The sequence below is a fragment of the Micromonospora sp. NBC_00858 genome (assembly GCF_045207365.1).
In the GTDB taxonomy this organism is placed as follows: domain Bacteria; phylum Actinomycetota; class Actinomycetes; order Mycobacteriales; family Micromonosporaceae; genus Micromonospora.
The window spans coordinates 4,548,462-4,568,484 of sequence record NZ_CP108828.1 but is presented as its reverse complement, the minus strand read 5'-3'; the positions used below and the strand labels follow the sequence as shown (position 1 = coordinate 4,568,484).

16 protein-coding genes and 1 pseudogene are annotated in these 20,023 nt (G+C 72.9%); 12 read left to right on the top strand and 5 right to left on the bottom strand.

The genetic code is table 11. The features are described 5' to 3' along the window. Window positions 1–84: 84 nt before the first annotated feature. The 7 genes from OG990_RS21210 to OG990_RS21180 all read left to right on the top strand — a co-directional run bounded on the left by OG990_RS21210 (window position 85) and on the right by OG990_RS21180 (window position 10,175). Window positions 85–651 carry an RNA polymerase sigma factor gene (locus OG990_RS21210; RefSeq protein ID WP_386989365.1) on the top strand — a complete coding sequence of 189 codons (567 nt, stop codon included), beginning with the start codon at window positions 85–87 and terminating at the stop codon, window positions 649–651. After that, the gene (locus OG990_RS21205) at window positions 648–1,736 is read left to right on the top strand and encodes a hypothetical protein (RefSeq protein WP_406076935.1); all 1,089 of its coding nucleotides are present in this window, start codon (window positions 648–650) and stop codon (window positions 1,734–1,736) included. The genes OG990_RS21210 and OG990_RS21205 overlap by 4 nt, the downstream gene beginning before the upstream one ends. Before the next feature lie 149 nt (window positions 1,737–1,885). Beyond that, window positions 1,886–2,356, top strand: coding sequence for a GNAT family N-acetyltransferase (locus OG990_RS21200; RefSeq protein WP_328424997.1), 471 nt, complete (start codon window positions 1,886–1,888; stop codon window positions 2,354–2,356). 141 nt (window positions 2,357–2,497) lie between these two features. Then, complete coding sequence (locus tag OG990_RS21195) at window positions 2,498–5,683, top strand: FtsX-like permease family protein (RefSeq protein ID WP_406076934.1); 3,186 nt, start codon at window positions 2,498–2,500, stop codon at window positions 5,681–5,683. Between the two features lie 49 nt (window positions 5,684–5,732). Beyond that, window positions 5,733–8,435, top strand: a complete 2,703-nt coding sequence (locus OG990_RS21190; RefSeq protein ID WP_406076933.1) for an FtsX-like permease family protein — start codon at window positions 5,733–5,735, stop codon at window positions 8,433–8,435. Between the two features lies 1 nt (window position 8,436). Further along, complete coding sequence (locus OG990_RS21185; protein WP_328425003.1) at window positions 8,437–9,432, top strand: ABC transporter ATP-binding protein; 996 nt, start codon at window positions 8,437–8,439, stop codon at window positions 9,430–9,432. A gap of 11 nt (window positions 9,433–9,443) precedes the next feature. Next, window positions 9,444–10,175 (top strand): ABC transporter ATP-binding protein, encoded by a 732-nt coding sequence (locus tag OG990_RS21180; RefSeq protein ID WP_406081837.1) that lies wholly within the window; start codon window positions 9,444–9,446, stop codon window positions 10,173–10,175. 717 nt (window positions 10,176–10,892) lie between these two features. Here the strand turns inward: OG990_RS21180 and OG990_RS21175 are convergent. Continuing rightward, a complete protein-coding gene (locus tag OG990_RS21175) occupies window positions 10,893–11,345 on the bottom strand; it encodes a GNAT family N-acetyltransferase (RefSeq protein ID WP_406076932.1) in 453 nt (150 codons plus the stop codon). Window positions 11,346–11,419: 74 nt separating this feature from the next. Between OG990_RS21175 and OG990_RS21170 the strand changes: the two genes are divergently transcribed. Next, entirely contained in the window at window positions 11,420–11,932 is a 513-nt protein-coding gene (locus tag OG990_RS21170) for a potassium channel family protein (RefSeq protein WP_406076931.1), read from the top strand. Here the strand turns inward: OG990_RS21170 and OG990_RS21165 are convergent. Continuing rightward, window positions 11,859–13,430: an alpha/beta hydrolase gene (locus OG990_RS21165; RefSeq protein ID WP_406081836.1), complete on the bottom strand. Its 1,572-nt coding sequence runs from the start codon at window positions 13,428–13,430 to the stop codon at window positions 11,859–11,861. The two genes, OG990_RS21170 and OG990_RS21165, sit on opposite strands and share 74 nt — an antisense overlap. A gap of 58 nt (window positions 13,431–13,488) precedes the next feature. After that, complete coding sequence (locus tag OG990_RS21160) at window positions 13,489–14,604, bottom strand: ATP-dependent DNA ligase (RefSeq protein WP_406076930.1); 1,116 nt, start codon at window positions 14,602–14,604, stop codon at window positions 13,489–13,491. Window positions 14,605–14,739: 135 nt separating this feature from the next. Here OG990_RS21160 and OG990_RS21155 point away from each other — a divergent pair, with 135 nt between their 5' ends. Next, window positions 14,740–14,952 carry a hypothetical protein gene (locus OG990_RS21155; RefSeq protein ID WP_406076929.1) on the top strand — a complete coding sequence of 71 codons (213 nt, stop codon included), beginning with the start codon at window positions 14,740–14,742 and terminating at the stop codon, window positions 14,950–14,952. Between the two features lie 117 nt (window positions 14,953–15,069). Beyond that, window positions 15,070–15,492: an SRPBCC family protein gene (locus OG990_RS21150; RefSeq protein ID WP_406076928.1), complete on the top strand. Its 423-nt coding sequence runs from the start codon at window positions 15,070–15,072 to the stop codon at window positions 15,490–15,492. Here the strand turns inward: OG990_RS21150 and OG990_RS21145 are convergent. Continuing rightward, window positions 15,467–15,960, bottom strand: a pseudogene (locus OG990_RS21145) (GNAT family N-acetyltransferase). The gene OG990_RS21150 and the pseudogene OG990_RS21145 sit on opposite strands and share 26 nt — an antisense overlap. Window positions 15,961–16,055: 95 nt before the next feature. Here OG990_RS21145 and OG990_RS21140 point away from each other — a divergent pair. Further along, window positions 16,056–16,559: a DUF1990 family protein gene (locus tag OG990_RS21140; RefSeq protein WP_406076927.1), complete on the top strand. Its 504-nt coding sequence runs from the start codon at window positions 16,056–16,058 to the stop codon at window positions 16,557–16,559. Between the two features lie 36 nt (window positions 16,560–16,595). Here OG990_RS21140 and OG990_RS21135 read toward each other — a convergent pair whose 3' ends face one another. After that, window positions 16,596–17,516, bottom strand: a complete 921-nt coding sequence (locus OG990_RS21135) for a DNA-3-methyladenine glycosylase family protein (RefSeq protein ID WP_406076926.1) — start codon at window positions 17,514–17,516, stop codon at window positions 16,596–16,598. A 506-nt stretch (window positions 17,517–18,022) separates the two neighbouring features. Between OG990_RS21135 and OG990_RS21130 the strand changes: the two genes are divergently transcribed. Then, entirely contained in the window at window positions 18,023–19,840 is a 1,818-nt protein-coding gene (locus OG990_RS21130) for a stealth family protein (RefSeq protein ID WP_406076925.1), read from the top strand. Window positions 19,841–20,023 lie beyond the last annotated feature (183 nt).

Sequence of the window (20,023 nt, the reverse complement as noted above, 5' to 3'; positions counted from 1 at the left end):
GGCGGTCGACGCCGGCCCCGGCGCGCGTCGCGGTTTCTGGATCGGACCCGTCACGACGGGCGCTCGACCGGACATGGAGTAGACGTGACCTCCGGGACTGAGCACGAGGACCGCTTCCGTCGCATCTACGCGGTCAACTTCGAGCCGCTGCTGGCGTACGCCATGCGGCGCGTCGAGCAGCCCGAAGACGCGGCTGACGTGGTCGCCGAGACCTTCCTCGTCGCCTGGCGGCGCAGCCGTGAGATGCCGCCGGAGGCCGAGGTCCGGCTGTGGTTGCACGGCGTGGCCCGACGGGTGCTTGCCAACCACCACCGCGGCGGAGTGCGCCGGGGACGGCTGGGTGAACGGTTGCGGCAACGGCTCAGGGCCGCGGTCGCCGTCGACCCGGGCAGCGAGGTGCCGGAACGGCTCACGGTCCAGGCCGCGCTGGCCAGGCTGGGCGAGTTGGACCGGGAGGTGTTGATGCTGACCTTCTGGGAGGGCCTGGAGCCACGCGAGGCCGCCGTGGTTCTGCACGTGAGCCCGGCCGCGGTCCGCACCCGGCTGTCGCGTGCCCGGGCCCGGTTGCGAAGTCTCGTCGGTGACGACCTCGGCCCACCCGGACATGTACTCGACGTCATGGCCGCACGAGCCCCGGAGGAGGGCAGATGACCGACGAGCAGCTCGACCGGATGGTCCGAGACGCCGACCCGTACCGACCCGATGTCATCACTCACCTCGACGGGGCCGCACAGCACCTCCTGGAGGAGATCATGTCCGCGCCGACCCTCGAGACCGTCGCCGAACCGCCGGGCAAGCCCTCACGGGCGCGTCGAACCATGATGAGCGGCCTCGCCAGCGCCGGTGTCGCGGCCGCCGTTCTCGCCATTGTCCTCACCGTCTCGATCATGAATGTCGATGGCCCGGGAGGCCGCGAAGCATCCCCGGACACCAGTCCCACCTCCGAGGCGACGAAACCAACCTCCTACTCCGCCATGGTCCTCAAGGCGGCCGAGGAGAACCCACGGCTGTTGATCGACCAGCCTGGCTGGAAGGCCACCACCGTCTACGGGTTCACCGAGAAGGAGGGCACCATCGAGTTCAGCAACGACGGGCAGCGGTTGCAGATGAACTGGTACCCGGCCGACCAGTACGACGGCTACCACAAGGATCGGCTGCACGTCAGCAAACCGGAGCAGGTGACGGTCGACCGCTGGCCGGGCGACCTGTTCCGCTACAGCGCGAGCGACTTCGCGGTCATGCTCCGGCCCCGCGACGGGTCCTTCGTCGAACTGCGTACCGGGGGCGCCTGGACGCGAAGCGAGTTCGATCGGGTTCTCGCCGACGTGGTCCGCGTTGACGCCCGTACGTGGCTGGCCGCGCTTCCGGCGGAGATCGTCACCCCGGATCGGGTGGACGAGCAGGCGGCCAAGGTGCTCGCCGACGTGCCGCTCCCGCCGGGCTTCGACATGGCAGCCCTGACCGGCCTCGGCACGAACGACGCCTACCAGTTCGGCGCCGCGCTGACCAGCCGGGTCGGCTGCGGGTGGATCGCGGAGTGGCTGCGCGCGAAGCAGGCCGGCGACGCCGCCGCGCTTCAGCGGGCCGCTGACGCGCTGCGCAGCAGCCACAAATGGAAGGTGTTGCACCAGATGAACGACGAGGGTGACTGGCCGGAGGTGTTCTGGGAGACCGCCGACAAGGTGGCCGCCGGAGAGTTTCCCGCCGGGTACCGAGGGGCCCTGGGCTGCGAATAGCCGTCCCGGATCGGCCAGCCGGCTTGTGGGGAAGGGCGCCGGGGATCAGCTGATCCCCGGCGCCCTACCTGCTCATGATCGACTCGACGTCGGCGATGGTGCGGTGTCCGGGGCCTGCGTGGTGAGCGCGGGTGGCATAGCGTGCCGGCATGGCGGCACTGGAACTCGTACCGATGACCGAGGAGCAGTACCTGCGGTATCGGCATCGAGCGGAAATCAGCTATGCGCACGACATCGCAGCTTCCGGCGCGGTGCCGTTGCCGGAGGCGCAGGAGAAGTCGCGCCAGGACTATGACCGACTTCTGCCCGGCGGCTTGGCGACGGAGGGTCATCATCTCTGGACCGCCTACGAGGGCGATGTCGAGATCGGCATGCTGTGGCTGCACCTCGAACGAAAGTCCGACGGTCTGCACGCTTTCGGCTACGACTTCTACGTGGAATCGGACCTGCGCCGCAAGGGCTACGGTCGAGCGATCATGCAGGCCGCGGAGCAGTTGTGCCGGGAGTGGGGCGTCGTGTCCGTGGGCTTGAGTGTCTTCGGTTTCAATTTCGGCGCCCGTGACCTGTACGAGCAGATGGGCTACGAGGTCACCGCGATTCAGATGCGTAAGCGTCTGTAGTCCGCGGACACCGCGCCGACCGGACGGGTCGAGCTGGAGCTGACTCTCCTCGGAGTAACGATCAAGTAACGGGCGCGAACCTTTCCCGGGGGATGACCTGTCTTGAAGGTCGTCGGCCCGTCAGGGCCAGGGGAGGCGTCGATGAAGCTGGTGTGGAGGCGGGCCCGCGAGGCACGGGGTCTGCTGGTGGCCGCGGTGATCGCCGCCCTGGTTGCCGTCGCGTTGGTCACCGGCCTGTCCGACTACAACCGCCGCGCGGTGGACGCCGGGCAGCGGGCGCTGGTGGCGGCCTCGCCGGCCGAGGAGCGCGGCCTGGTGGTCAATGGCTCCGGCGGGCGCGACGCCGCCGAGTTCGCCACACGCGACAAGGCGGTCCGGGACGAGTTCGCCGACGGGCTCGCCGGCGTGCCGGTCACCGTTGCCGCGGCCCGGTACGGAACCGGCCGGGAGTTGACCGGCGACCTCGGGTCGGTGCCCCGTACCGGCGACGAACCGGTCTTCGCCAACCTGGCAACCCTGGAAGACCTGGCCGCGCACGCCGAGCTGACCAGCGGGGCGTGGCCCCGCCCCGGCGCGAACCCGATCCAGGTGAGCCTGCCGGAACGGGTCGCCACCGCGCTGGGCCTGACCACCGGCGAACCGATCCCGGTGCGCGACCGGTCCATCGAGCGGGCCAGCCAGGTGGTGCTCGCCGGCACCTGGCGGCCCCGCGATCCTGCCGAGGCGTACTGGCTGCTGGCCCCCGGGGTGGGTGCGGGCAGCGCCGGCTCGGCCACCTCGTACGGGCCGTTCGTGCTGGATCCGGCCGACTTCGCAGCCACCTTCCCGGGCTCGGTGTCGGCGTCCTGGCTGGCCGAACCGGACCTCGCGGGCGTCGACGCCGCCGACCTGCCCGCCGTGCGGACGGCCATGACGGCGGCCGCCACGGCGGTGCCCGAGGCCGCCAACCTGGGCTCGTCGGGGCAGACGCTGACCCGGATGGATCGGCTGCTGGACCGGATGGCCCGAGCCGACCTGGTGGGCCGCTCCGCGCTGGCCACCCCACTACTGCTCATCCTGGTGCTCGGCGGGTACGCGCTGGTGCTGGTCGCCGCCCTGCTGCACGAGGACCGCCGCGCGCAGACCGCGCTGCTGCGCGCCCGTGGCGCCGCCCGCCGGCAGTTGGCCGGCCTGGCCGCCCGCGAGGCGGCCCTGGTGGTCGCCCCGGCCGCCCTGCTCGGGCCACTGATCGCCGTGGAGGCGCTGCGGTACGTCCGGCCGGGCGGGGCGGCGGAACTCTCCACCGCAGGCGGCAACACCACCCTGGTCTGGGCGGCTGCCGCCGCCACCGCGGCCGGCTGCCTGGTGGCCATGGTCGCTCCGACGCTGCGCGGCTCCGGCACGTACGTGGCCGACATGGCCGCCCGGTCCCGGCCGAACCGGGCGGCGAGCGTCCAGCGGGCCAGCGTCGACCTGGTGCTGGTGGCGCTGGCCCTGCTCGCGTGGGTGCAACTGCGCCGGTACGCCTCTCCGCTGGCCGGTTCGGGTGGCCGGCTCGGGATCGACCCGCTGCTGATCGCCGCTCCGACGCTCGGCGTGCTGGCCGGCGCCGTGCTGGCGCTGCGGGTGCTCCCGCCGCTCACCCGGTTCGCCGAGCGGTTCGTCGACCGGCGTCCCTGGACGGCCACCATGTTGGGCATGTGGCAGGCCGGCCGACGTCCGCACGCTGGCCCGGTGCTGCTGCTCGCGCTCGCCGTCGGTGGCAGCACGCTGGCCTGGTCGCTGATCAGCACGGGGGAGCGGTCCCAGGCCGAGCAGGCCGGTCACACGGTCGGCGCCGACCTGCGAGTGACCGAGCGGGCGGGTTCCGGCCCGCCGACCCGGGTCGGTCAGCTCGCCGCGCTGCCGGGCGTGGAACGGGCGCTGCCGGTGTGGCGCGACGAGGTGCGGGTCGGCCGGAAGGACCTGCCGGTGACCGTGATCGGCCTCGACGCCGCCAGCGCCGCCGGCGTCGTACGGCTCGGCGACCAGCTGGCCGACGAGCCGGTGCCGCAGCTCTACCAGCAGATGGTGCGGGCCCGGGGTGCCCCCGCCGGCGTCGAACTGCCCGCCGACGCCCGCGAGATCACCGGCACGGTCCGTACCCCGGTGGAGGGGGCAACCCGGCCGCTCCAGATCGCGGTGACGCTGCTGGTCACCAGCTCCGACGGGCTCGCCCTGCGGCTCCCGGTGGCCGACGCCGACAGCGACGGCCGGATCACCCCGTTCACCGTGCGACTGCCCGACGTCGACGGGGCACGGCTACGGCTGGCCGGCTTCGAAGCCGACGGCGGGCCGGCGGTCGGCACGTCCTACCGGCTCCAGGTGGACGGGTTGACCGTGGTCGGTGCGGACGGCACCACCCGGCCCGCCGGACTGACCGGTGACTGGGTCATGGTGGCCGGCGACGAGCGACCCTCGCCGGTGCGGACCACCGCCACCGGGTTCTCCGAATTCCACCCGGTGGCGTTGATTCCCGGCGGGCAGTTCGCCTACCAGCCGGACACCCGGTTCGCCATCGTGCCCGCCGGGCAGAGCCCGGCCATACCGGTGCTGATGACCCCGCAGGTACGCGACACGCTGAGCCTCGGCATCGGCGACACCATCAACCTGACGCTGTCCGGAGCGACGCTGCCGGTCAAGCTGGTCGGTGAGGTGACCGCCGTGCCGGCCACCACCGGTGAGGGCATCCTGCTGGACCTGCCCGCCGCGGTCGACGCGCTGATTCGAAGCGGCGGCATCGTGCGACCAGTACCGGAGTGGTGGATCGGCACCGACGACGCGACGGCCGCCGCCCGCGCCGCCAGCGAGTTGCCCGCTGTCACCGTGCTCGCCCGCGAGGCGGTGATCGAGTCGTCCGCCGAGGACCCGTACTGGCGCGGGTCGCGTACCGGAATGCTCGCCGCGGCCCTCGGTGCGGTGCTGCTCGCCCTGGTCGGCCTCATGGTCGACGTATGGGCCACCGCCCGGCGCCGGCTGAGTGAGTTCGCGGTGCTGCACACCCTCGGCGCCACGCCCCGGCTGCTGGCCCGGGCGTTGCTGGCCGAACAGACCTTCCTGGCCGGCATCGGCGTGGGGGTCGGGCTGCTGCTCGGCGCCGCGGTGGGGGCAACCATGGCTCCGCTGGTCATCCTCACCCCGGCCGCCGGCCGGCCGGTGCCCCCGGCGACGTTCGAGCTGCCCTGGGTGCCGATCGGCGCGACAGCGGTCGGCCTGCTGCTGGCGGCGCTCGCCTTCAGCGCGTTCATCGCCACCGGCATCCGGCAGCGGGTGGCGGCGGTGCAGTTGCGGATCGGGGGAGAACGATGAGCGGGCGCGACGTGCGACCCGGTGACCGGGCACGACGGGGGAGTACCCGATGAGCATCGGTGCGGCCGTCCGGCGAGTCCGGGCGTACGGCGGGCAGTTCCTGCTCCTGGCGGTGCTGACGCTGGTGGTCACGCTGCTGGTCAGCGGCGTGCCCCGGCTCGTCAACCGGCTCGCCGAACAGGGCCTGCGGGCGCAGTTGACCAGCGAGCCGGCCGCGCGCCGGGACATCTCGTACACCTCCGGGGTAATGACCGCCCCATCCACGAAAATCATGGGCGACGCCCGCAGGCAGTTCGAGGCCATGGCCGAGAAGATGCCGGCGCCGGTGCGCTCGGCGGTGGCCGAGCGGTGGTACAGCGTGGACGCCGCGCCGACCCGAGTGGTAGGCCCCGACCTGAAGGCACGCAACCTGCTGGTCGACCTGGGCCTGCGTGCCATGCCTGGCGTCCAGGATGCCGGCACCCTCGTCGAGGGGACGTGGCCGAACGAGACGTACGTCCCCGACCGGCCGACCGAGGTGGCGCTCGACGCCGACGTGGCCCGCAAGCTGAACCTGCGGGCCGGCAGCCAACTGCAGATCGGCACACCCACCAAGACCGGTATCACCGACCCGGCACCAATGGTGGTGGTCGGGCTGTTCCGCCCCGTCGACCGCGCGGGCGGCATCTGGGACGCGCTGCCATCGCTGCTGCAGGTCATCAGTCCGCGCGGGGACGGCGAACCGTTCATCGCCGTGGGTGTGGTCGCCGAGGTGACCATCGACAAGCGGGCCGCGGCTGGTTGGCCGGTGCGTTCCGACTGGCGTTACCGGCTCGGCATCGACCGGATCGACGCACGCCAGCTCGACCAGTTGATCGACGGCCTGCAACAGCTGCAACGCGAAGCCGATCCGAATCTCACGCTGATCCAGGGCGCCGACGTTCCGCTGCGCGCGTTCGCCGCACAGGTGGACGCCGCTCGGACCCTGCTGGCGGTGATCTCGGCCGGGGTGCTGGCCACCCTGGCCGGGCTCGTCGTACTCGCGGCCATCCTCGCCGCCCGGCGCCGCCGCTCGGAGTTCGCCCTGCTGCGCGCCCGTGGTGGCGCGGCCACCACCGGCGCCCGACGCAGCCTCGCCGAGTCGCTGCTGGTGGTACCGGTCGCCGCCGTCCTGGGCTGGTGGCTGGGCACCCTGGTCCCCGGCACCCCGGACCCGACCGCGCCGTACGTCATCGCGGCGGCCGTGCTGGTCACCCTGGCACTGCCGATGGCCACGCTGGCCGTGCCGGCCGGCGGGGCCGCACGCCGGGACCTGATCCGGGTACGGCCCTCGGCCCGCCAGCTCACCGTCGAGGTCTTCCTGCTGCTGTTGGCCGGACTTGCCACGGTGCTGCTGCGCCGGCGCGGACTCACCCTCGGCGAGGTGGACCCGTTGCTGGTGTCGGTGCCCGTGCTGTTCGCGATCGCCGCGGCGGTGCTCGCGCTGCGCGCGTACCCCTGGCCGTTGTTGTTGGTCAGCCGGCTGGCCGCGCGGACCCGGGGCAGTGTGACCTTCCTCGGCACCGCGCGAGCCGGCCGGTCCGCCGTCGCCGCCCCACTGGTCGTCGTGGTGCTGGCGATCGGGACCGCGGCGTTCTGCGCGGTGGTCGCCGCCGGCGTCGACGCGAGCCGGGACCGGGCCGCCGAGCAGGCGGTCCCCGCCGATGCGCTGATCCGGGGTGAACGATTCGCCCCGGACACCATCGACGAGCTGGGCCGCCTGCCCGGGGTACGGGCCGCAACCCGGGTGCTGAACGAGCCGGCTGACCGGCTGGCTGCCGACGAGATCGGCACCGACGCCCGGATCGGGCAGGTGGCCGTGCTGTTGGTCGACGCCCCGGGGTTGGCCACGGTGACGCGGGAGTCCGGCGTGGACCTGCCGATGTCACCCGCGCTGCTCACCGCCCGGGCCGAACCGGGGCCGCTGCCCGCGGTCGTCTCCCCGGCGGTCGCCGCTGAGCTGGCCCGCGCCGGGCTGGACGGTTCCGCCTTCGCTTCCGTGCAGGGCCAGCGGTACGAGTTCCGGGTGGCCGACACCGCGGAGAGCTTCCCGCTGCTGCCGGAGAACAGCAGCCGGTTCGTCATCCTGCCCTGGCAGGCGCTGCCCGAGCGGAACACCACGCCCGTACCGACCACTGTGCTGGTCGCCGGAGACCGGCTGGACGCGGAGGTGCTGCGCCAGGCCGGTGACCAGGGGCAGCTGCGCTACCAGCAGACAGGGGCGGTGACCGGTCGGGAACGGCCGAGCGGGGTGACGGTCTCCACCCGGGCGGACGTCCGACAGGAGTTGGCTGACGGCGGCGCGAACGGGGTGCTGGCCTTCGGGTTCGTGGCCGGCGCCATCGGTGGCACCGTGCTCGGGTTGCTGGCCATCGCGTTCACCGTGCTGGCCGGCGCGCGGGCCCGGGGCCAGGTGCTGTCCCGGCTGCGCACCCTTGGCCTGTCCCGTCGGCAGTGGCGGGGGCTGCTGCTGGTCGAGCTGACTCCGCTGGTCGGGGTGTCGGTGCTGACCGGCGCGCTGGTCGGGGCGGCGCTGCCACTCCTGCTCAACCCGGTGCTCGGCCTGTCCGCGTTCACCAGTGGTGTCCCGGTCCGGGTGGCCTTCGAGCCCGGTCTGGTCGCCGCCGTGCTCGCGCTCGGGGCGGTCGCCCTCGGCTTCGCGGTCGCCGTCGAGGCCCTGAACAACCGCCGGCTGCGCCTCGGTGAGGTGCTCCGGCTCGGAGAGGAGAGCTGAGATGACCGCTACTGCCCAGGTTCCCGTGGCGCCCGACCTGGCCGCCCTGCAACAGCGGGCCGCGCAGCGCGCCGCCGAGCGGGCCGGCGGCCAGGACCGGCTGCGCGGGCACATCGTCTGCGACGGCCTCGTGCGCATCTTCAAGACCGAGGGGGTGGAGGTGGTCGCCCTGCAGGGGCTCGACCTGGTCATCGACCGGGGTGAGCTGGTCGCGATCGTGGGTGCCTCCGGCTCGGGCAAGTCGACGCTGCTCAACATCCTGTCCGGCCTGGACACCCCGACCGCCGGCATCGCCCGGGTGGCCGACTACGACCTGCTCTCGCTGTCCGCCAAGCGGCGGCTGAGCTACCGCCGGGAGCTGGTCGGGTTCGTCTGGCAGCAGACCGGCCGCAACCTGCTGCCGTACCTCACGGCGCTGGAGAACGTCGAGCTGCCGATGCAGTTGGCCGGCAAGCGTTCCCGGCGGGCCCGTCGGGAGCGGGCCCGGGAGCTGCTCGACCTGGTCGGCGTGGGCTACTGCGCGGATCGGCGGCCGGGGCAGCTCAGCGGCGGCGAGCAGCAGCGGTGCGCGGTGGCGGTGGCGGTGGCCAACGACCCGGAGGTGCTCTTCGCTGACGAGCCGACCGGCGAGTTGGACGAGGCGACCGGTGCGGAGGTCTTCGCGGCGCTGCGCACCATCAACGCCGAGCTGGGCGTGACCATCGTGGTGGTCACCCACGACCAAGCCGTGGCCACGCAGGTCCGCCGGACCGTCGCGATCCGCGACGGCCGGACCGCCTCCGAGGTACGCCGGACCGCGCGGGTCGGCGCGGACGGCAGCACCGAACTGGTCAGCGAGGAGTACGCGGTACTGGACCGGAACGGTCGGATGCAGCTGCCGGCCGCCTTCGTCGACGCGTTGGCGATGCGGGAGCGGGTCCGGCTCGATCTCGAGCCGGACCATGTGCAGGTACGGCCCGGTGACCGGGCCTCGGATGGGCAGGAGGGGCGGGCGTGAGCCGTCGGGACATGGTGGTGACCGGCCCAGCCGGGGCTGGCGGGCTGGCCCAGGCCGGGGCGGTCCCCGGTGAAGTGGTCCGGGTCAGCGGCGTGAGCCGGACCTTTGGCCGGGGCGAGCACGCCGTGCACGCGGTGCGGGACGTCTCGTTCGGCGCAAACCGCGGCGAGTTGGTCGCCATCCGGGGCCGCTCCGGCGCCGGCAAGACCACGCTGCTGAACCTGATCGGCGGGCTGGACCGGCCGGACAGCGGCCAGGTGGTGGTGGCTGGGCACGAGGTGACCGCGGCCGGCGAGGCGGAGCTGCTGAAGCTGCGCCGGGGCACCGTCGGGTTCGTGTTCCAGACGTTCGGGCTGGTGCCGATCCTCTCCGCCGCCGAGAACGTGGGCGTGCCGCTGCGGCTGGCCCAGGTGCCGGCGGCCGAGCGGGAACAGCGGGTCGCGGTGTTGCTGGAGCTTGTCGGCCTGGGCGGGCACGCGGCGCAGCGCCCGTACGAGCTCTCCGGCGGGCAGCAGCAGCGGGTCGCGGTGGCCCGCGCACTGGCCAACGAGCCGGACCTGCTCATCGCCGACGAGCCAACCGGCCAGCTCGACTCGGAGACCGGTCGGTCCATCATGGATCTGCTGCGCGCGGTGGTGCACGCCCGAGGCATGACGGCGCTGGTGGCCACGCACGACCCCGCCCTGATTGACCTCGCCGACCGGGTGCTCAACCTGCGCGACGGCCGCCTGGTCGACGGCTGACCGCTGCCCTCGACCCATGGGCCGTGGGCCGTGGGCCCTGAGCGGTGGGCGGTGCGCGTGGAGCCGTGAGCCGTGAGCCGTGAGCCGTGGGCCGTGGGCCGTGGGCCGTGAGCACCGTGGGCTACGGGCTCGGCGAGAGGCGACCGGCAGGGGCATGTTCGCTCCCTGTCGAGCTGCCCCAGATATGGACCGCGGAAGGCGCGGGCACGGAAGGCGCGGGCACTTCTGAACGGACAAACCGGTGGCCCGGGTCGCCCTGCGACCAGGCCGCGATCGGGTTGACCTTGACCTGGGAAGGCGTGGGCACGGGAGCCCAGGTGAGGGAGCCTGGGTGGGGCGCCGCCGTCGGCTTGTTCGCAGTTCTGGATGTGGGTCACGGGGTGTTCGGGTGCGGGGGTGTGGAAGCTCGCCGTCGACGCGGTTCGCTGCCCCAGATCTGGGGCAGCTCGACAGGCGTCGAGGGGCACCTGGGGACCTCGGGGCGTGATGGGGCCAGAGGCAGCCGACGGGCCGACGCCACCGACGGGTCGACGTCATCGACGGGCTGGCGTCATCGACGGGCTGGCGTCACCGATGGGCTGGCGCCACCGATGGGTCGATGTCACCGATGGGCTGGCGCCACCGATGGGTCGACGTCATCGACGGGCTGGCGTCACCGACGGGCTGGCGCCGTCGGCGGGCTGGCGTCACCGACGGGCTGGCGCCGTCGGCGGGCGGTCAGAGGGCGAGCTTCATGCCCTCGTGGCTCGCCACGAAACCGAGGCCCAGGTAGAAGCGGTGTGCGTCCTGGCGGGTCTTGTCCGTGGTGAGCTGCACCAGCGCACAGCCGCGCTGCCGGGCCTGGTCGATGGCCCAGGTCATCAGCTCCCGGCCCAGCCCCTGGCCGCGCCGGTCGGACCGGACCCGGACCGACTCGATCAGGGACCGCTCGGCGCCGTGCCGGCCGAGCCCGGGGATGTAGGTGATCTGGAGGCAGCCGACCAGCTCGCCGCCCTGCTCGGCGACGATCAGCTGGTTGCGCGGGTCGGCGCTGATGTCCGCGAACGCCCGCTCGTACGCCTCGTCGACCTCGGTGAAGTCGCGGGCCTTGCCGAGGACGTCGTCGGCGAGCAGGGCGATGACGGCGGGCAGGTCGGCCCGTACCGCCTCGCGGTAGATCATGTCGGTCATGCCGCTGAGCCTGGCACAGTGACGTCGGCGGATGGGTCGGTGCCGCTTGCCGGGAGGGGGCAGCATAGGGCGGCATGGACCTTCTGTTCCTGCCGTTCCGGTGGATCTACCGGGCGTTGGTGTGGTTCGCGAACTCACCCCGCACGCTGATCACGTCGTACCTGCTGATGATCGTGGTGGCGGGGGTCATCTACGGCGAGGTCGAGCAGCGCAGCCCTGCCGACGCCGTCTGGTGGGCGGTGGTGACCGCGTCCACCGTCGGGTACGGCGACATCTCGCCGACCACCTGGGCGGGCCGGACGCTCGCCGCGCTGCTCATCTCGACCATGGTGTTGCTGGTGATCCCGCTGATCACCGCACACTTCGCCAGCCGGCTCATCGTCGATGACGACGCCTTCGTGCACGAGGAGCAGGAGCAGCTCAAGACCGACGTGCGGCGGATGCGGGCGCTGCTGGAGGAGTTGGCCGCCCGGCAGGGCATCGAGCTGCCGCCGCTGCCGCCGACCCGGCCGGTCACCGAGCCGGGCAGCGTAACCCGTCCCTGGGGACGGTCAGGTCGATCAGGTAGGCGTCCACCGCCGCGGTGATGCAGGAGGTCTGCGGGTAGGCGGTGTGCCCCTCGCCTTCCCAGGTGAGCACCCGACCGACGCCCAGCATCGAGGCGAGCCGGGGGGTCTGCTCGTAGGGCGTCGCAGGATCGCCGGTGGTGCCGACCACCACGATGGGCGGCGCGCCGTTGGCCCGGCCGGTCGGGTACGGGTCCCGCCCGCCCGGCCACTCGACGCAGCTCAGCATGCCGACCGCCAGCGCCGGCCCGAACAGCGGGTACTTCGTGCGCCACTGCGACTGCAACTGGCGGATCTGGGCCCGGCTCGGCTTCTCCGTCTCGTCGGCGCAGTTGATGGCGAGGTTGGCGTCGAACAGGTTCGAGTAGTGCCCGTCGCTCTCCCGCCCCGCGTACGCGTCGGCGAGCCGGAACACGTCCTTCGGGTCACCCTCGGCCAGCCGGTCGATCGCCCGGGCCAGTTCCTGCCAGCCGGACTCGGTGTAGAGCGAGGAGATGACCGCGTAGAAGACCCAGCCGGGAGTCGCCTCCCGCCCGTCGTCGCCGCGGACCGGCGAGACCCTGGCCTTGTCGATGGCCGTGGTGACGGCGGCGCGCGCGTCCGGTGCGATCGGGCAGCGGTCGGCGGTCGCGGCGCACCAGCGGGTGAAGTTGTCGAAGGCCCGCTCGAAGCCGCGGGCCTGGCTCTCCGAGCCGGCCACCAGCCGCTGCTGCGGGTCGACCGCGCCGTCGAGCACCAGCGCCCGCACCCGCTGCGGGTAGAGCTGGGCGTAGACGGCGCCGAGCAGGGTGCCGTACGAGTAGCCCAGGTAGGTGAACTTGTCGTCGCCGACGGCGGCGCGGACCGCGTCCATGTCCCGGGCGGCCTGCTCGCTGCCGTACAGCGGCAACTGGTCGCCGTACCGGTCGCCGCAGCCGCGCCCGATCCGCTGGCTCAGCCCCACGAAGCCGTCGAACGCCGACTGGCTGGTCGGATCCGGGTCGTAGCCGAAGCTGGCGTCCAGGTCGGCGTCGGAGATGCACTTGACCGGGCTGGACCGGGCCACCCCGCGCGGGTCGAAGCCGACGATGTCGAAGCGTTCGGTGATCGTGGTGGGCAGCCCACCGAACTGGGTGCCGAAGGAGAGGTAGACGGCGGTGTCGACGCCGGAGCCACCGGGACCACCCGGGTTGATCACCAGCGAGCCGATCCGGTCCCGCTGCTTCGTGGATCGGGCGCGCAGCAGGGCGATCTCGAAGGTCTGCCCCGCGCCCGGGCCGGCGGTCGCCCCGCCGCCGGTGCCCCAGTCGCGCGGGACGGCGATCCGGGTGCACTCATAGCGCATGTCCGGGGCGCCCCGCCCTACCAACTCGTCGGCCACCTCCGGGCAGGCTCGCCAGGTCGGGGAGCTGCCGGTTGGCGCCGCCTCGCCCTCCACCTCGGTGCGTGGCGCGAACGCCGGCAGGGTGCAGCCGGCGGTGAGCAGCGCGGCCACGGCGAAGCCGGCGAGAGTGCGACGGACCCGGCGACTGGTCGCCATTCGAGGCTGGTCGGCGGTGCGGGTCACGTGGTCCTCCGGAGTCGAGTCGACGGCCAGGCTACGCGGGGCCGGTGGCGGCCCGGTCCACGGTGGCCGCCGGGTCGCCGCGCAGCACCTGGTCCACATCGAAGCGGATCGGGCGCTCGAGCTGGTCGTAGCGGCAGGACCGAGGATCGCGGTCCGGCCGCCACCGGACGAACTGGGCGGTGTGTCGGAACCGTTCGCCCTCCATCGCGTCGTAACCGACCTCGACCACCAGCTCCGGGCGCAGCGGCTCCCACTCCAGGTTCTTCGTGCCGGTCCACCGGCTCACCCCGCCCGGGATGCGCTGGCCGCGCTCGTGGTCACCGTGCACCCACGGGTGCTCGCCGCCGGTGTCCCGGTAGGGCGCCAGCTCGTCGAGCAGCTCGGCCCGCCGGGCCATGCTGAACGAGGCGCTCACCCCCACGTGGTGCAGCACCCCCGCGTCGTCGTAGAGGCCGAGCAGCAGCGAGCCGACCACCGGGCCGGACTTGTGCCAGCGGAAGCCGGCCACCACCGCGTCCGCGGTGCGGGCGTGCTTGACCTTGAACATCAGCCGCTTACCCGGCTCGTACGGCAGGTCGGCCGGCTTGACGATCAGCCCGTCCAGCCCGGCGCCCTCGAAGACGTCGAACCACCGGCGGGCGGTCTCCGGGTCGGTGGTCACCTGGGTGACGTGCACGGGCGGGCGCACCCCGGACAGCGCCTCCACCAACCGCTCCCGACGGCGCGGGTAGGGCTGGTCGACCAGGGCCTCGTCGCCGATGGCCAGCAGGTCGAAGGCGACGAAGTCGGCCGGGGTGGTCTCGGCCAGCAGCTTCACCCGGGACGCGGCCGGGTGGATGCGCTGGGCCAGTAGCTCGAAATCCAGCCGGGGCTGGCCGCCCGGGCCGTCCCGCCGGATCACGATCAGCTCCCCGTCGACCACGCACCGCTCGGGTAGCTGTCGGCGGGCCTGTTCGACCACCTCGGGGAAGTAGCGGGTCATCGACTTGCCGCCGCGGCTGGCCAGCTCCACCTCGTCGCCGTCGCGGAACACGATGCACCGGAACCCGTCCCACTTGGGCTCGTAGGTCACGCCGGGCGCGGTGGGCAGCTTGGGGACGCTCTTGGCCAGCATCGGCTCGACCGGAGGGTTGATCGGCAGGTCCACGGCGACCAGTCAATCAGACGGTGCCGACAGTCGTGAGGCAGATCACCGTGGGTGCCGGGGTGGCGTGTCCGCCCGCGCGCCGCTCGTCCCGACCGGGCGAATCAGATAGCCGCAGGTCAGAGCTAGTTTCGCGAGGTGTCCGAGTGGGTCTGTGACTGCTGCGGGCGGTGGCGGGTGAGCGTCGAGCTGATCCGGGGCCGCTACCGGTACCGGCTGGTCCGTCGCTACCCGGAGCTGTTCGGCGGCGGCAAGAACGTGCTCGGCGAGGTCGGGTCGGTGCCGGAGTTGGCGGAGCTGCTGCGTCGGCGTACCCCGCTCACCCTGGCCGACCTGCGCGAAGCCGCCTGATTCCCGGCGGCGCTTCCGCAGCATGGCCGGCCAGTGGTTGCCCGGGTCACTATCCGTCGGGCAGCCTCGTCTCCATGGCGCGGTGTCGCCGGGCGGCGCCGCCGGGGAGGAGACGCGATGCGGTTCGAAGCCGGTACGGAGATCGCCGCCGATGCCCAGCGGGTGTGGGCGGTGCTGATCGACGTACAGCGGTGGCCCGAGTGGACGGCCTCGGTGAGCCAGGTCGAACGGGGAGAGCCGGGGCCGCTCACCGTCGGCGCGACCGCGCGGTTGACGCAGCCGAAGCTGCGGCCGGCGGTGTGGCGGGTCACCGAGCTGACCGAGGGGCGCGACTTCACCTGGGTCTCCGAGGCCCCCGGCGTGCGGACCCGGGCGGAGCACCGGTTGCTGCCGCTACCCGACGGGCGTACCCGGGTCGAGCTGGCCATCGCGCAGTCCGGGCCACTGGCCGGGCCGGTCGGCTGGCTGTACGGCGGTCTGCTCCGCCGCTACCTGCGGCTGGAGGCCGATGGGCTCAAGCGCCGGAGCGAGCTGGGCTGACCGCCGGCTTCTCCAGTACGGCCAACCGGATGCCGTTCGGGTCCGGCCGGTGCGCCACGATCCGGTAGCCGTGCCGTTGGTACAGCCGAACGTTGCGGGTGCTGTCCGCGCCGGTGAACAGGGTGAACAGGGCCACCGAGGGCGGGCAGGCCGCCTCGATCGCGGCGAGCAGCCGACCCCCGACGCCTCGCCCCTGCTGGTCCGGGGCGACCGACAGCCGCCCGACGTGTGCGGTGTCCCCGTCGAGGTGGGCCCGCACGGAGCCGACCAGCCGGTGCCCCAGCCGGGCGGCGAGCACGGTGGTCGGACCGGTCAGCACCGCCTGACCTCGTCCAGCGTCTCGGTCAACGGCGGCAGGAACGGATCGGTGTAGTGCTGCGCCTCGGTCAGGTACGCGGCGCGCTGCACGGTGAGGATCTCGCCGGCGTCCGCGACACCGGCCGGGACGATGCTCGCCTCGACGTTCATCCGGGCAGCACACCACAGCCTCTGCCGTCCTCGACCGGCGGCCCGCCCGGCCGGCCGTACCCTGACGCATGTCCGGACGAGGTCGAGGGGGAGCGGTGGCCGAGCTGACGTACCCGGAGGTTGGCCGGACCCGGCACGGGTCGCTGCCCGGCGGGTACCACCACCTGCGCCACCGGTACCCGCTGCCGGCCGGCTGTTTCGAGGTCGCGGCCGAGGCGGTGCTGAGCTGGCGACTGCACCGCGCCGCCGGGGTCCGGATGCGCACCGACGCCCCGCGCGCCACCGAGGGCGTGCTGGTGACAGCCGGCCTGGGTGTCGGTCCGGCCCGCATCTGGGGGCCCTGCCGGGTGATCTGGAGCGAGGAGTCGCCGGGTCTCGCCGGCTTCGGCTACGGCACCCTGCCCGGGCATCCGGAGCGCGGCGAGGAGGCGTTCGTGGTCGGCCGCGACGACGCCGGCGCGGTCTGGTTCGAGGTGCGGGCGTTCAGCCGCCCGGACCGCTGGTTGACCCGCGCCGCCGGCCCGGCCGTGCAGGCGGTGCAGCACACGTACGCCTGGTGGCTCGGCCGCACCCTGCGCCGGCTCTGCGCGGGCCGCTGACCAGCGTTTCGCCGGCTACTCAGAACCGCCGGCTGCTCAGAACCGGGCGAACGAGCGGATCGGGGCGCGGGGACCGTACTTCGGCGCCTGGATGCCGGCGGCCTCCAGCAGCAGGCACACCCGGCCCCGGTGGCCCCGGAACGGCTCCAGCAGGGCCAGCATCCGAGCGTCGTCACCCCGTGGCTCGCCGGCGAGCGCCCAGGCCACCGTGTTCGGGATGTGGTAGTCGCCGACGCTGACCGCGTCCGGGTCGCCGTAGGCGATACGGACCACCTCGGCGGCGGTCCACGGCCCGATGCCGGCGACGGCCGTCAGCCGGCGGGTGGCCTCGGCGGCGTCGGCGCAGCGCTCCAACCGGTCGGCGAGCGCGGCGACGCGGCGCAGCGTGTCGGCGCGGCGCTGCTCGACCCCGAACGGGTGGAATACCCAGTACGGGGTGGCGGCCACCGCGGCGGCCTCGGGCGGCAGCAGCAGCGGTTGCAGCGGACCGGGCGCCGGCTCGCGGAAGTGCCGCACGGTCGCCGAGTACGCCCGGTACGCCTCCTTGCCGGTGACCTTCTGCTCGAAGACCGCGCGCAGCAGCCGGGGGAAGACCTGCCCGGTGGCCGGCATCCGCAGCCCGCGATGCTCCCGGGCCAGCCGGGCGACCAGGGGGTGCGTCGCGGCCAGCTCGGCGAACCCGGTCAGGTCGTCGCGGAGCCCCGCGATCGCGTCCGCGCGGGCCAGCACGTGCTCGGCACCCGGCCCGTAGCCCTCGGCCACCAGCTCGCCGTTGGCTGGCCGCAGGGCGAGGGTGGCCGGTCCGTCCGGCGAGCGGGTGGCCCACCAGAAGGTGCCGGCGGCGACACGGGCGCACGGGTCGTACGGGCTGAAGGTGAGCGCGCGGACCGACGCGGCCAGCCGGTAGCCGACCGGCGGGTGCAGCACCCGGGTCGCGGCGGGCTCGGTCTCGGTCACCCCGCCACTCTGCCAGGTCGCGGTGCGGCCCCGAGGACCGCATTATCGGTTCCACGGTCGGCGGGGGAGGAACGTGAGGCCGGCTTCATCCGGCCCTACCGGTGCCGTCGTACTGACTGAACGGTCAGGATTTTTCCCGCTAATCGGTGCAAAACATCTTTATGCGACGTTCGCCTGTGTGCCGGCTGTGGATCCTGTGGTTGTTTGATGGCCCGCAGGTAAACGCACTGCTCCGGGCCACCTGCGGCGGCCACCCTTTCCCACTGCTGGGAGGACGCGAGCCGGCCCGGAGATCGGTGCCAGCCGACAGCCCGCGACAGCGTGGAGCGGACGGCACCAGATCGCCATGCAGTGCTACCGGGGGACCTGTGAAAGGGCATGCAGTGATGGCTGCACAAGTGCGTCTCGAGTCAGCGCGCGACGAGTTTCAGGCCGCCACCGACCAGCAGGGCTGACGCGCTGATGGCTGCCGACGAGGCGGTCGTCCCGAGCGGACGGCCCGCCGCATGATCGCCCTGAAGATCTACCGACTCCTACCCCTACCGGCGCGGCGTCGCCTGTTGGGTCTGCTGCCCGCGCACCGCCGGATCGGCCTGGTGCACGCCTTCTCCCGGCCGCGCGGCGGCGACACCGTGCATCCGATGGGTGCCCGGGTGAGCGTTCCCGACGGTGGCGTCCGGATCCAGGCCGAGGTGGTCGCCACGGCCACTCCGTTGCAGCTGTGGCACCGCAACCTCACGGCCGTCACCGCCGCCCTGGAGGCGGCTGGCGTCGACTACCACTGCCTGCGCAACGACGACTACCTGCGTAGCTCAGTCGCGGTCCTCGACGATCAGCGGCCGGCGGTGGGTCGCCTGGTCCGGTCCGCGCCGGCGCTGTCCGGCGCACACGTCCGGGTGGTCAACGTCCAGCCCGGTCGGGACCGGCCGGACGCGGCCCCGGCCGAGGTGTTCCAGATTTGGTTCCCGGTGACCGACGCGCGGGCGGGCGTCGTCCTCGGTGTGCAGTTCGCCTGCGAGATCGAGTTCTGGACTCGGCACGGCGACGTTGTTCGCGCTCCCCGGCACAACGCGGTGATCGACGAAGCACCCGCCGAGGCGGAGAAGGTCCGGGTCGCCGCAGCACTGATCAGCCACTTCGTTCCGGAGGCGGACGACCACACCTACCGCACCCGCCGCGATCTCACGGTCCGGGCCCCGGACCGGGTGGGCTTCCCGATCGACGCCGTCTACACCTGGGTGGACGGGTCGGATCCCGAATGGCTGAAGCGCAAGATGGCCGCGCTCGGCACTCCCGATGGTCCCCTGCACGCGATCGCGGCGAACACCTCGCGCTACCACAACCGGGACGAGCTGCGGTATTCGATGCGCTCGTTGCACAGCTTCGCGCCGTGGCTACGCCGGATCTTCCTGATCACCGACAGTCAGCTGCCCAGCTGGCTCGACCCGAACCACCCGATGGTCACCGTCGTCTCGCACGCCGAGATCTTCGCGGACCTCGGCGGGCGCTCGTCGTTCAACTCACACGCCATCGAGTCCCGGCTGCACCGCATCGACGGTCTGGCCGAACACTTCCTCTACCTCAACGACGACGTCTTTCTGGGCCGGCCACTGCTGCCGACGCACTTCTTCCACGCCAACGGGATCGCCAAGTTCTTTCTCTCGCGGGCGCAGTTCGGGCTGGGCGAGGCGAAGCCCAGCGACCCACCGGTGAACGCCGCCGGCAAGAACAACCGCCGGCACATCCAGCGGCAGTTCGGCGTCACCATCACCCAGAAGATGAAGCACACGCCTTTCGCGTTGCGGCGCAGCATCATGCAGCAGATCGAGGGCATGTTGTCGACGGACGTGCTGGCGACGGCCCGGCACCGCTTCCGCCACCACGGCGACCTGTCCATCCCCTCCTCGCTGCATCAGTACTGGGCGTACCTGATCGGCCAGGCGGTGCCTGCCGACATCGAGTACGAGTACGCGGACCTCGGTCACCCCTCGACCCCGGCCCGCCTCGCGGAACTGCTGGCCCGCCGGCACCGTGAAGTGTTCTGCCTCAACGACACCGACTCCGATTCCCGGGTGATCGAGGAGCAGGAGAAGATGCTGGCTGACTTCCTGCCGCGCTACCTGCCCTTCCCGGCGCCCTTCGAGCTGCCCGACGACGTGGTCGCCGAGCGCAGGCGGTTGGGGGCCACCGCCCTGTGGCGTAGCTCCTTCCGGCCGGTCCCGGGGCCCCGTCGCGCCGCCCCCATTGATGCGCCGACCCTGCCGAACAACATGGTCAACACGGTCACCGACTTCAAGGCCGTCGTGACGAGGCCGGACGGCTGACCCGACTGCGCCGCCCCAGCCAGTGTTTCCCGTACACCATCCCTAGTGGAGCCCAGTTTGGTTCGCCCCGCACCCCAGCCGTCGTCGTCGGAGCCGCCACGGGCGCTCGCTGAGCCGTCGGGGCTCGTCGACGTCTACCGCCGGGTGTTGAGCGCGCAGACCCGTCGTGCCATCGCGACGAAG

Excerpts from the sequence above, each read along its gene's own strand:
- OG990_RS21205 (WP_406076935.1), top strand. The coding sequence starts at position 648 with ATGACCGACGAGCAGCTCGACCGGATGGTCCGAGACGCCGACCCGTAC.
- OG990_RS21200 (WP_328424997.1), top strand. The coding sequence starts at position 1,886 with ATGGCGGCACTGGAACTCGTACCGATGACCGAGGAGCAGTACCTGCGG.
- OG990_RS21195 (WP_406076934.1), top strand. The coding sequence starts at position 2,498 with ATGAAGCTGGTGTGGAGGCGGGCCCGCGAGGCACGGGGTCTGCTGGTG.
- OG990_RS21190 (WP_406076933.1), top strand. The coding sequence starts at position 5,733 with ATGAGCATCGGTGCGGCCGTCCGGCGAGTCCGGGCGTACGGCGGGCAG.
- OG990_RS21185 (WP_328425003.1), top strand. The coding sequence starts at position 8,437 with ATGACCGCTACTGCCCAGGTTCCCGTGGCGCCCGACCTGGCCGCCCTG.
- OG990_RS21180 (WP_406081837.1), top strand. The coding sequence starts at position 9,444 with ATGGTGGTGACCGGCCCAGCCGGGGCTGGCGGGCTGGCCCAGGCCGGG.
- OG990_RS21175 (WP_406076932.1), bottom strand. The coding sequence starts at position 11,345 with ATGACCGACATGATCTACCGCGAGGCGGTACGGGCCGACCTGCCCGCC.
- OG990_RS21170 (WP_406076931.1), top strand. The coding sequence starts at position 11,420 with ATGGACCTTCTGTTCCTGCCGTTCCGGTGGATCTACCGGGCGTTGGTG.
- OG990_RS21165 (WP_406081836.1), bottom strand. The coding sequence starts at position 13,430 with ATGGCGACCAGTCGCCGGGTCCGTCGCACTCTCGCCGGCTTCGCCGTG.
- OG990_RS21150 (WP_406076928.1), top strand. The coding sequence starts at position 15,070 with ATGCGGTTCGAAGCCGGTACGGAGATCGCCGCCGATGCCCAGCGGGTG.
- OG990_RS21130 (WP_406076925.1), top strand. The coding sequence starts at position 18,023 with ATGATCGCCCTGAAGATCTACCGACTCCTACCCCTACCGGCGCGGCGT.